10 protein-coding genes are annotated in these 12,493 nt (G+C 35.2%); 8 read left to right on the top strand and 2 right to left on the bottom strand.

From position 1 onward, the window contains the following. The first annotated feature begins 3 nt into the window (after positions 1–3). From E4O07_RS06205 to hisS, 8 genes are read left to right on the top strand one after another with little or no spacing between them, the layout of a single operon-like run. Entirely contained in the window at positions 4–1,221 is a 1,218-nt protein-coding gene (locus tag E4O07_RS06205; RefSeq protein WP_253687980.1) for a CDP-glycerol glycerophosphotransferase family protein, read from the top strand. After that, a complete protein-coding gene (locus tag E4O07_RS06200; RefSeq protein WP_253730590.1) occupies positions 1,215–3,923 on the top strand; it encodes a YidC/Oxa1 family membrane protein insertase in 2,709 nt (902 codons plus the stop codon). Before E4O07_RS06205 ends, E4O07_RS06200 begins: the two co-directional genes overlap by 7 nt. An 8-nt stretch (positions 3,924–3,931) precedes the next feature. Further along, the gene (locus E4O07_RS06195) at positions 3,932–4,756 is read left to right on the top strand and encodes a glycosyltransferase family 32 protein (protein ID WP_253687979.1); all 825 of its coding nucleotides are present in this window, start codon (positions 3,932–3,934) and stop codon (positions 4,754–4,756) included. A gap of 8 nt (positions 4,757–4,764) precedes the next feature. Then, positions 4,765–5,835, top strand: a complete 1,071-nt coding sequence (locus tag E4O07_RS06190; protein ID WP_253687978.1) for a glycosyltransferase — start codon at positions 4,765–4,767, stop codon at positions 5,833–5,835. Positions 5,836–5,840: 5 nt separating this feature from the next. Continuing rightward, a complete protein-coding gene (locus tag E4O07_RS06185; RefSeq protein ID WP_253687977.1) occupies positions 5,841–6,830 on the top strand; it encodes an NAD-dependent epimerase/dehydratase family protein in 990 nt (329 codons plus the stop codon). Between the two features lie 49 nt (positions 6,831–6,879). After that, positions 6,880–7,755 (top strand): glucose-1-phosphate thymidylyltransferase RfbA, encoded by an 876-nt coding sequence (rfbA, locus tag E4O07_RS06180; protein ID WP_253687976.1) that lies wholly within the window; start codon positions 6,880–6,882, stop codon positions 7,753–7,755. 18 nt (positions 7,756–7,773) lie between these two features. Beyond that, on the top strand, positions 7,774–8,862 hold the full coding sequence (rfbB, locus tag E4O07_RS06175; protein ID WP_253687975.1) for a dTDP-glucose 4,6-dehydratase: 1,089 nt from the start codon (positions 7,774–7,776) through the stop codon (positions 8,860–8,862). 58 nt (positions 8,863–8,920) lie between these two features. Continuing rightward, positions 8,921–10,267, top strand: coding sequence for a histidine--tRNA ligase (gene hisS, locus E4O07_RS06170; RefSeq protein WP_253687974.1), 1,347 nt, complete (start codon positions 8,921–8,923; stop codon positions 10,265–10,267). Here hisS and rlmB read toward each other — a convergent pair. Together rlmB and E4O07_RS06160 are read right to left on the bottom strand one after the other, a co-directional pair. Continuing rightward, complete coding sequence (rlmB, locus tag E4O07_RS06165; RefSeq protein ID WP_253687973.1) at positions 10,264–11,040, bottom strand: 23S rRNA (guanosine(2251)-2'-O)-methyltransferase RlmB; 777 nt, start codon at positions 11,038–11,040, stop codon at positions 10,264–10,266. The genes hisS and rlmB overlap by 4 nt on opposite strands. Positions 11,041–11,043: 3 nt before the next feature. Next, complete coding sequence (locus E4O07_RS06160; RefSeq protein ID WP_253687972.1) at positions 11,044–12,456, bottom strand: MBL fold metallo-hydrolase RNA specificity domain-containing protein; 1,413 nt, start codon at positions 12,454–12,456, stop codon at positions 11,044–11,046. Positions 12,457–12,493 lie beyond the last annotated feature (37 nt).

The raw sequence follows: 12,493 nt of genomic DNA, 5'->3' as shown, positions 1-12,493 counted from the left end.
TTTATGCTTCCATTGTTATATATTGATCCGGGTACGGGCAGTATTCTTTTTTCTATTGTGATAGGGTTAATTACGACTCTATATTTTTTGACAAAAACGGCTATAATAAGATTAAAAGTCTTAATCTACAAGGATAAAACGAAAGTTAATGAAAGCAAAACCGATTTTGTTTTTTACTCTGAGGGCAAACAATACTGGAATGTATTTGCTCCTATATGTAATGAATTTGAAAAGAATAAGGTAAAGGTGATTTTTTACACCTCATCTGAAGATGATCCTGTTTTTTTGCAGAATTACGAATATATAAAACCTGAGTATATAGGAAAGGGGAATAAGGCCTTTGCCCGCCTTAATATGTTAGAGGCTGATATCTGTTTAATGACTACGCCGGGATTGGATGTATATCAATTAAAGAGATCTAAAAAAGTAAAGCATTACAGCCATATTCTTCATGCCCTTGATGATGCTACAAGCTACAGGCTTTTCGGGCTGGATTATTTTGATTCCGTTCTTTTATCCGGTGAATATCAGATGAAGGGAATAAGAGAGCTTGAAGACTTGCGAGGTATAAAGAAAAAAGAACTATGTGTAGTAGGCTGTCCTTACTTGGATGTGCTTAATGAAAAATTAAAAAAATTGCCTCAAAAAAATGAGGGTTTTACCGTTTTGATTGCTCCTTCATGGGGTGCAAACGGTATTTTGTCAAAATATGGAGAGCAACTTCTTACACCTCTTGTAGAAACCGGTTGGAATATTATTGTCCGTCCCCATCCTCAAAGTAAGACTACCGAGGCCGGCATGCTAAAAAAATTAGAAGAAAAATACAAAATAAATGATAACCTTTCTTGGGATTATGAACCTGAAAATATTGCCTCTCTTTCAAAAGCCGATATAATGATTTCCGATTTTTCGAGCGTTATATTTGATTATTCCTTTTTATTTGATAAACCATTCTTATACTGTAATAACGAATTTGATCATCGCCCTTATGATTCAGGAGATTTAAAAGAGCTGCCATGGAAGTTTTCTATATTGAAAGAAATAGGAAGGGAGTTAAAATCTACGGATTTTACTGATATAAGAAAAATTATTCAAGAAACTTGCGAAAGTTCTAGCTTAAAAGAAAACAGATTAAAAGCTAAAGATACTGCATGGCAAAATAGAGGACTTGCAGGACAGAAAGTATATGAGTTTTTAATGGAGATTAAAAGAACATGTTAGATTTTTTATATACAATATTTATTTATCCTGTATACATGTTTGTAGAGTTTATATTGTTTATAGCGAATAATATAACTCAAGATCATATAGGTTTATCAATAATTATTTTGAGTCTAGGTATCAATTTAATAACCTTGCCCATCTATAATGTAGCAGAGAAGTGGCAGGGAAAAGAGCGCCTTATTCAAAAAAGAATGAAACCTAAGGTAAAGGATATCAAGTCTGTGTTTAAAGGTGATGAGCAGTACATGATATTGTCAGCATATTATAGACAAAATAGTTATCATCCCTTGTATGCACTAAGGAGTCTTTTTGCCCTATTTATACAGATCCCCTTTTTTATAGCAGCATATCAACTTTTATCGGAGCTGCCTGCATTAAAAGAATCTTCTTTTTTATTTTTAAATGATTTAGGTTCTCCTGATAGATTGGTTAATGTAGGTGCTGTTTCATTGAATCTTTTGCCTATATTAATGACGGTAATAAATCTTGCTGCCTCTGCCGTGTATACAAGAGGATTGGAGTTAAAAGATAAGCTTACCCTGTATGTGACGGCTTTTTTATTTTTGATATTACTATATGATTCACCATCGGGATTGGTTTTATATTGGACGCTTAATAATATTTTTTCATTATTTAAAAATATTTTTTATAAGATAAAGTTAAGTAAAAAGACTTGGTTCATTATTGCTATTGTAGTTGCAGTAGTTTTAACTATAGTAATTGCTTTAACAGCTACTCAAAGAAAACCTATATTTATAGCTGTTGGTTTTACAACTCTTCTTTTGATATTTCCCTTTGTAAAAAGGTTACTTTTATATTTTGAAAGTAAACAAAAGATATCTATTTTTGATAATGATAAAAAAAGATTTTATATTTTTATATCGGCTGTTTCTGCTTTTCTTATTTTTATAGGGCTTGTGATTCCCTCCACAACAATTGCCAGTTCTCCACAGGAATTTGCTAATTTTGATAATTTTACAAATCCCTTGGGGATTCTTTATTTTACATTTATACAGACTTTTGGTATATTTGTTTGGGTTTTATGTTTGTATAAACTATTTTCAAAGACAGTTCAAAAATATTTTTCATATATTGCTATTTTTATTTTAATAGGAGCTTTAATAAATACCTTTATTTTTACCGGTAATTATGGAGACATCAATAAATTTCTTGTTTTTGAAAACTTTGTGCTGTTACATCATGGAGCAAAATATTTTATATTGAATATTTTAACCTTATTTATAAGTATAGTTATAGTTTCATGTTTTTTATACTCAAAATTCGTAAAATTTTTGCCTTCAGTTCTGACTATCATTGTTATAAGTTTTTTAACAATAGCCGGATTTTCAGGTATAAGTATTTATAAAGAATACCGTCGCTTGCAAAAGACGGATTTAAAGCCTGTTATAAATAATAAGGTTATAAATAATAAAGCGTACAAAGTAAGTAGAACCGGAAAAAATATTTTTATCCTTATGTTAGATCGCTCAATGAATTTTTTTATTGATCCTATTTTTGAAAATAATGCTCTTGTAAAAAAGGAATATACCGGTTTTACTTTGTTCAAAAATGCTATTGCCTTTGGAGGCAGTACAAATTTAAGTGCCCCTTCATTGTTTGGCGGCTATGAATATACTCCGGATAATATTAATAAGAGAGATAAAGAGTTACTGGTAGATAAGCATAATGAAGCTTTAAGCGTGCTCCCTAAACTTTTTAGTGAAAATGGCTGGAATGTAAGCTTTACTGATCCTCCTTGGCTTAATTATTCTTGGATTCCTGATTTATCTGTCTTTGATAAATATGATATGATAGCAAAAAATATTGACTATCCTGGAAAGTATAGCCAAACTTTATTAAAGAATTTACATTTTTATGATAGCCATGAAATATTACATGGAATACGTCGTAACATGTTATTTTTTTCATTTTTTAGAGTCTTACCATCGGAAATACGAAGAGTTTTTTATTCTACCGGTAACTATGCAAATGCTATGCTGCCTCAGTATATTAAAATGGCCTTTATTGATTCTTATTCAGCTCTACAAAATGTAAAAGAAGAGATCGAATTTGTTGAAAATACAAATTGTATAAATATAATTGTAAATAATATAACACATGAACCTCCTAAACAATCCGATATTAAAATATTGGAAAAAGAATTTTTAATACCTCTTGCAGATAAATATTGTTTAAATGAATATACTTCTGAACATTTTTATGCAAATTATTTAGCCCATGAAGAGTGTGCAAAGTTTTTTAGGTTTTTAAAAGAAAATGATTGCTATGATAACAGTCGTATAATAATTGTGGGTGATCATGGCAGATATTCTATGAAAACAAAGGATATGTTTTTTTTAAAAGATTTTGACGGTACGGGATTTAGGCCTGAAGAACTTATTCCTCTTTTAATGGTAAAAGATTTTAACTTAGAAGGAGAACTTAGAGTAAATAATGCTTTTATGACTTTAGCTGATATACCTTTTTTAACGGTTAAAGATTTAGATGAAAAATTACAAAAAAATCCTTTTACAGGAATATCTTTTAAAGATAGTGAAATGAAGACCCCTGCAAAGATTATGATAAGCGGAGGCTGGCAGGCTGATAAGGAGCTTGAGATGACTAAGTTTAAAGTTTCTGAGCATGATTGGGCTTTTGTTAAAGATGATGTCTACGATCCTAATAATTGGAGTCATTAGGAGTCGAAATGAATTATTTACAGGAAAAACGGATAGATAAAATGATTCCAAAGGTAATTCATTATTGCTGGTTTGGAGGGAATCCCTTACCTCAAAAGGCTCTCAAGTGTATTGAATCATGGAAAAAATTCTGTCCAGAATATGAGATTAGAGAATGGAATGAAGATAATTATGATGTAAATAAAATACCGTATACGGCTCAAGCTTATCAAGCAAAAAAGTATGCTTTTGTAAGTGATTATGCTAGATTCGATATTTTATATACTTATGGCGGAATTTATTTTGATACTGATGTTGAAATTATTAAACCCATTGATAAAATTATTGAAACCGGAGCTTTTTTTGGCATGGAAAAAATAGGTGATGTAGCAAGTGGATTGGGTATAGCTGCTCCTCCTAACGAACCTTTATATTTTGAAATATTAGAATCCTATCGAAAATCTTTTTTTATAAAACCAAATGGTAAAATGGATCTTACTACTGTAGTGATACGTGTGACGGATATACTAAGGCAATATGGATTAACTAAAAAGAATAATATTCAAATAGTTAAAAATATTCACATATACACTCCTGATTATTTTAATCCTAAGGATGCCAGAACCGGTAAAATTACGATTACTTCTAATACACATACGATTCATCATTTTGATGCTAGTTGGACACCTCCTTTAAGAAAAAAATATATAAGATACTGTCAATATTTTATTCCTAAAATTGGTAGTATACTGACACATATTATTTTTGCTCCATTGCATATAGTATGTATTATTCAAGAAGTAGGCGTATTTGGATTTTTTAATAGATTTATTAGATATAAAAAAAATAAATAGATGTAACCATGAAAATCTTACACATAATTACTAATACAGAACTCGGCGGAGCTCAAACCGTATGTATTTCGTTGGCAAATATGGCTTCTAATGAAGGAAATACCGTTGCTGTAGCTTCAATGGAAGGCGGGTATCTTTGGGATAATTTAGATTCTTCAGTTATACGATTTAAGATAAAAAATATGGTAAAACCTATTAGTTTGTTACCTGATTTAAAATGTTATTTTGAATTAAAGAATGAAATTAATAAATTTTCTCCGGATATCATTCATCTTCATTCCAGTAAGGCTGGTGTTCTTGGTCGTCTTGCAGGGAGAAAATACAAGAAAAGTATAATTTATACTGTTCATGGTTTTGATTCTATACGTCTGAAGCATAGATTTTTTTTGCCTTTGGAGAGATTTTTACAGAAATATTGCGGTGCAATAGTAGCTGTTTCTCATTATGATAAACAAAATTTGCTTAAGGAAAAAATAACACACAAAGTAAAGACAATTCGAAATGGAATTGTAAAACCTGAAGAAGAGGCGGCTATTCCGTTTGATATTGGCAAATATAAAAAAGTCGTTATAACCATTGCTCGTATCGCATACCCAAAAAAGTTTCAAAGCTTTTTATCTGTTGCTTCAGATCCTGCCATGAAGGATTATCTTTTTGTTTGGGCAGGCGGTTCTGCCGAAAAATCGATGGAAGAGATAAAAAAAGAGTTTTCAATCCCTTCCAATGTTTTATTGCTTGGAGATTGTCCTAATGCATCAGGCCTTTTGCCGTACTGTGATCTTTTTGTCTTATTTAGCAACTATGAAGGTCTTCCAATGACTATTATTGAAGCTATGGCTCAAAAAAAAGCTATTGTTGCATCTAATGTTGGCGGAATTCCTGAGCTTGTAGATAATACAAACGGATTATTGATTGAAACTGATGAAGATGCCGTTAAGGCAATAAGTAATATCTTGCAAGATAATGAAAAGAAGTCTAAAATGGAAAGAGCTTCATTTGAGAAGTTTTCGAATTTTTTTACTTTAGATATTATGTGGAAAAATTATCGTAATTTATACAAAGAAATAGCAAAGGGTTAAAATAAATGCACATAGCAATAATAGGCGGTTCCGGTTTTATAGGAACAAGATTGACAAAGAGACTTTTATTCTCCGGTCATAAAATTAAAATTCTCGATAAGCAGGATAGTAAGTATTACCCTGAATTTAGAGTCTTTGCTGATGTAAGAGATGTTGATTTTTTAAAAAAAGAATTATCTTCCGATTTTGATTGTGTTATTAATTTAGCAGCCGAGCATAGGGATGATGTTGAGCCTAAGAGCCTCTATGATGAAGTAAATGTTGCCGGTGCCGAAAATGTATGCAAGGTTTGCTCTGAGTTGGGGATCAAAAAAATTATTTTTACAAGTTCCGTTGCCGTTTATGGATTTGCTCCTCTTAATACAAATGAAATGGGTGAGATAAATTATTTTAATGATTACGGCAGAACCAAGTGGCTTGCCGAAGGAAAATACCGTGAATGGCTTGAAACCGGTAAAGGAAACTCGCTTACCATAATCAGACCGACTGTTGTTTTCGGAGAGCAGAATAGAGGAAATGTTTACAATCTATTAAGGCAAATCAGTTCAGGTTTTTTTCCCTTTGTGGGTAAAGGAAAAAATAAAAAATCAATGGCCTATGTTGAAAATGTGGCAGCTTTTATCGAGTTTTGTTTAGCTAATGGAAGCGGTGAACACTTATTTAATTATATCGATAAACCTGACTTTGATATGAACTCTCTTACTAATGAAGTTTATAAAATTCTAGGAAGTCCTAATCATAAAATTTTCCACTGGCCTTATTGGTTGGGCTATTTCGGCGGGCTTTGCTTTGACTTACTTGCAAAAATAACAGGAAAAAAGTTATCGATAAGCTCAATCAGGGTAAAAAAATTCTGTGCCGATACTCTTTTTGATTCTGTAAATATTTTAAAAACCGGGTTTAAGCCTCCGGTTTCCTTGGCTGATGGTCTAAGTAACACAGTAAGGTATGAATTTATTGATAAGGTTCAAGATCATGTTTTTCATACCGAGTAGAAACGTGTTATATGTTCCTATATCATCAATTTTTTGATAGGGGGTATTTATGAAAGCTATAATTTTAGCAGGCGGTGCAGGAACCCGTTTGTATCCGCTTACCAAGGCTGTTTCAAAACAAATTTTACCAATGTATGATAAACCAATGATTTATTATCCCTTGTCGGTTATGATGCTTGCCGGTATACGCGAGGTCTTAATTATCTCTACACCTAGAGACATAGGGCTTTTTAAGGAGCTTTTCGGTGATGGAAATTGGCTGGGTATGAAGTTTGAGTATGCCGTCCAAGATAGACCTCGAGGTCTTGCTGATGCCTTTATAGTCGGTGAAAAATTCATCGGTTCCGATTCTTGTGCCCTAGTTTTGGGCGATAATATCTTTTATGGGCGAGGTTTTAGCAGTACCTTGACGGATGCTGTTTTATCCATAAAAGACAACGGCGGAGCCTTAATTTTCGGTTATTATGTTAAGGACCCGAGAGCTTACGGCGTGGTTGATTTTGATGATGAAGGAAATGTTTTGACTATCGAAGAGAAACCTCAAAATCCAAAATCAAATTATGCAATTCCGGGCTTGTATTTTTATGATAATGAAGTAATCAAGATTGCAAAATCGGTAAAACCTTCGGCCAGAGGCGAGATTGAAATTACATCCGTAAATAAAGCTTATCTGGATATGGGTAAATTGAGAGTGGAAAAACTAGGCCGAGGTATGGCATGGCTCGATACGGGAACTTATGACGGTCTTTTAGAAGCCTCAAATTTTATTGCAACAATTCAGAAGAGGCAGGGAATGTATGTCTCATGTATAGAAGAAATAGCATATTTACAAAAATGGATTTCAAAGACTCAGCTTTTAAATTTATCTTCGTCTTATAATAATGAGTATGGAGATTATCTAAAATACATTGCAGAGAATTGTTAGGTTAAGGAGTTAATCTAAATGCGAAATCTACAAAATATACTGGTAACTGGCGGTGCGGGCTTTATCGGTTCTAATTTTATCAGAACCTTATTAAAAAAAGAAGTTGATTTTAAAGGACGGGTCATCAACCTTGATGCTCTTACCTATGCAGGCAATGCCGCAAGTCTTGCCGATATTGAAGCCGAATTCGGAGGTTCCCGCTATTTTTTTATTCATGGAAATATCTGCGATAAAGAAATTATAAATAAGATTTTTGCCGAATATAATATAGATACTGTTGTTCATTTTGCAGCCGAAAGTCATGTTGACCGTTCTATTTTGGGTCCTGAGGTTTTTTTAAAGACGAATGTTTTAGGAACCTTTAACCTTTTGGAAACAGCCAAGCAATTTTGGAAAAAAACTGACGGGACAATGCGTGATGATGTTCTTTTTCATCATATAAGTACTGATGAGGTTTACGGTTCATTGGGACATCAAGGTCTTTTTGAAGAAACAACAGCCTATGATCCTCGCTCTCCTTATTCTGCAAGTAAGGCATCCAGTGATCACTTGGTAAAGGCTTACTTCCATACTTACGGACTTCCTGTTACAATTTCAAATTGCTCCAATAATTACGGACCTTTTCAGTTCCCGGAAAAGTTGATTCCGTTGATGATTTTAAATATGCTTGAAGGTAAAAATCTTCCCGTTTACGGTGACGGCAAACAGATTAGAGATTGGATTCATGTCGAAGATCATAATGAGGCTGTCAGGCTCATCTTAAAAAAAGGAAAGACCGGTGAAACCTATAATATCGGCGGAGAAAATGAATGGGAAAATATAAAACTTTTAAATAAGCTCATCCAAATTGTTTGCAAAAAAGCAGGTCTTAATGAAGAGAGTGTCAAAAAAACTATTACCCATGTAACTGACAGGCTTGGACATGACCGCCGATATGCCATTGACTGTACAAAAATAAAAAAAGAACTTAACTGGAAACGCAATTTTGATTTTGAAACAGGGCTTGAAAATACTGTTGACTGGTATTTAAATAATAAAGATTGGATAGAAAATGTCCGCTCCGGTGAGTACCGTAATTGGATAGAAAAAAATTATAAGGAGAGATAAATATTGGCGGTGTAGTATAACCCTTGCCCAATCTAAAAAAATATTGTAAAATAGACCTATGAGTGATTTAATACAACCAAAAGTTTTAAAAGGATTTAGGGATTTTCTTCCTGCGGATGAGATTGAAAGAGCTCTTCTTATGGAAAGGTTGGTAAAAGTTTTTAGGGATTACGGCTTTGTGCCCATCGATACTCCGGCCTTGGAATATTCCGAGATTCTATTGAGAAAGAGCGGAGGGGAAACCGAAAAGCAGGTTTTCCGGTTTAACGACAACGGCGGAAGGGATGTGGCTATGCGCTTTGATCTAACCGTCCCCTTAGCACGCTTTGTTGCGGAACATAAGTCTGAAGTTTATTTTCCGTTTAAACGCTATCATATCGGAAAGGTATGGCGAGGCGAGAAGCCTCAGGCCGGGCGTTATCGCGAATTTTTGCAATGCGATTTTGATATTTTGGGCTCAGACTCGGCTGCCGTTGATTTTGAAATTTTACGCCTTATTAAAAAGGCTTTAAATGAGTTAGGTGTTTTTAACTTTAGAATCCATGTTTCGCATAGGGGAATATTTAACCGTTTCTTAAAGTCTTTAGATTTATCCGGAGACAGCGAAGAGATTCTACGTACTGTAGATAAACTTGCCAAGGTAGGGGAGGCTGAGGTTTTAAAGCTCCTCAGTAGTATAAGCTCCGAAGAAAAGGCAAAAAAAATATTGGCCTATATTTCCGGTGTGAGCAATGAATTAAAAAGCGAGGACTTTGAAAAGACCCTTTCCCGCCTGGAAAGCCTTGCCGGCGGTCCCGATGAAGATACAAAACGCATGAGGGATATCTACTCCTTGGTAAAGGCTGTAGGAATTGAAGACTATATAGTTTTGGATCCTTCTATTACCAGAGGTTTGGATTACTATACCGGTGTTGTATTTGAAACCTTTTTAACCGATTTACCTTCTATAGGTTCCGTTTGCTCCGGAGGAAGGTACGACAACCTTACGGCTCTTTACATGAAGGAGAGTATTACCGGGGTTGGGGCTTCCATCGGGCTTGACAGGCTTATAGCTGCCCTTGAACAGCTGGGTCATCAAAAAACAAAGGCCAGCTTTACCGACCTCCTCATTTTCTCTTTACCTGAAGATGATCAGGTTCTCTCGTATAAGATAGTAAACTTTTTTGAAGCCGAAAAAATAAATGCTGAAGTATATCCTGAACCTAAAAAGATGAATCATCAGTACGCATATGCCGAAAAAAAGGACATCAGGTGGGGACTTTTCTTAACCAAGGATTCTTGTGCGGAAGAATTCGATAAGAACCCTAAAAGTTTTAAGGTAAAATTAAAGGATATGACCAATAGAACTGAGGATGAAATGCCTCTTAGCGAAGCCGTAAAAAAGATAAGAACCGCAAAAAATTAAACTAATTTTTTCCGGCTTATCTCATAAAAGAGAATACCTGCTGCGACGGAGACATTTAGGCTGTCAAGTTTTCCCTTTGTTGGAATTGACACTATCTCGTCGCAGGTTTCTTCTACAAGGCGGCTCATTCCCTTTCCCTCGCTTCCCATAATAAGGGCTGTCTTTTTTGGGAACTTGATATCGGGCAGCGACCTCCCTCCTGCATCTGCCCCGTAAATCCAAAAACCTTCCTTTTTTAGCCTTTCTACGGTGCGTACCAGATTGGTTACCTCTACAAAGGGAACCCAGGCTGACGCCCCTGCACTTACCTTGCTTATAATCTCAAAGCCTCCGGCACTTTTGTTTTCGGGAACTATTATTCCGTCTATTCCGAATTGATCTGCGCTCCTTATGATGGAACCCGTATTGTGAGGATCCGTAATGGAGTCGAGGATTACTACAAAGGCAGAGTCCTTTTCTGCAAGCTTTGCAAAAAACTCATCTATGCTCATTCCTTTTTTTTGATTTTCAGTCTCCGTTACAAGCACAATCCCCCTGTGATCCCTTAGCTGTTCAGGCAAAGCCTTGGTAAGAGAATCAAGAAAGTTATTTTCTTTTTTTTCAATCTTTAGATTTAATTTACGTGCAGTCTCTAAAATCTTTTTTACTCTTGGGCCCTCTTTGGAGTAAAAAATTTCGAGGCTTGACTTACCGCTCTTTTCTTTTTCGATTCTATTTTTTTCAGCTCTTAAAATCTCGTCTATAGCGTGAAAACCTGTAATTGTTTTTTTCATATGCTAGTCCAGATTATAAGTTTCTCCGTATTTTACCGTTTTTACATCCTTGTAACCGTTTTCGTTTAAGTATTGGGTAAAATAGCTTTGAGCCTTAGGTTCTCCGTGAACCAAGAAGATTGTTTTAAGTTTAGGATTTTCCAAGGAGTCGAGCCACTCTCTAGACTCAAAATAATCGGCATGAGCACTGAAGGCGTTTATCTGTAAAATTTCAGCTCTCACCTGATGCCATTCACCGAAAATTTTTACTTCAGGCTCTCTGTTTTGAAGGCGGCGGCCCAAAGTGTCTTCTGCCATAAAGCCGACAAGCATTACCTTTGTGGAAGGCTTTTCGATGTTGTTTGCAAGATGGTGGGTAATTCGCCCGAATTCGCACATGCCGTCTGCACTTATTATTACCATGGGGCCGTCAATATTGTTCAATTCCTTGGACTCGGATACACTCGTTATAAATTTGAGGGAGTTAAAACCGAAGGGATTTTTATGATGAGTCAAAAAGGCCTCATGCGTTTCTTCATCATAGCATTCGGGATGAACCTGAAATATACTCGTTGCGTTTACAGCCATAGGAGAGTCAACATAGATAGGAATGTCCGGAATTATTTTTTTGTCTACCAAGAGGTGAAAATAATAGACTATTTCCTGTGTTCTTTCAACGGCAAAGGCCGGAATTATCATCTTTCCCTTGTTTTCTACAAGTTCCTGTGTTTTTTCGGCAAGAAGTTTTAAGGCATTGTCAGTGTCTTCATGGCGCCTGTTACCGTAGGTGCTTTCAATAACTATATAATCGACAGGCGGAATTATATCCGGATCTCGGATAATGGCCTTGTTTTTTCGGCCTAGGTCTCCTGTAAAGGCTATTTTTACTTCTTTTCCTTCGGAATCCTTTGCCGTAATTAAGGCCATGGATGAGCCTAAAATATGTCCTGCATCGTAGAATTCCAGCCGGACATTGGGACCTATCCATGTAGGTCTGTGGTACGATATAGTTACAAACTGATTGACTGTCTGAATTACGTCTTTTTCATCAAAAAGAGGGACCCATTTAAATGTTTCTCCTTTTTTTGCAGCCTGCTTGGATAAATATTCCCTATCCCTTGCCTGAATTCTTGCAGAATCCATCATAACAAGGTTAGCTATATCTCTTGTTGCAGGAGTTGCATAGATGTTGCCGTTAAAGCCGTGTTTTCCTAAAAGGGGTAATAGTCCGCAATGGTCATAGTGGGCATGGGTTAAAATGACAGCCTCCAATTCCGGAGCCGGAACATTAAAATCCCTGTTTTTCTTGTCTGCTTCAGCTCTTTTTCCTTGAAAAGCTCCGCAGTCTATCAAATACTTATGCCCGTCAACTTCAAGAATGTGTTTGGACCCGGTAACTTCTTCTGCAGCACCGAGCGAGTAAAATTTAATTGCCATAAGCTAAGCATACATCATAATCGGCGAAAAATCAAGA

This window comes from Treponema sp. OMZ 798 (assembly GCF_024181385.1).
Classification (GTDB): domain Bacteria; phylum Spirochaetota; class Spirochaetia; order Treponematales; family Treponemataceae; genus Treponema_B.
This window is presented reverse-complemented; position numbering and strand designations above follow the sequence as displayed.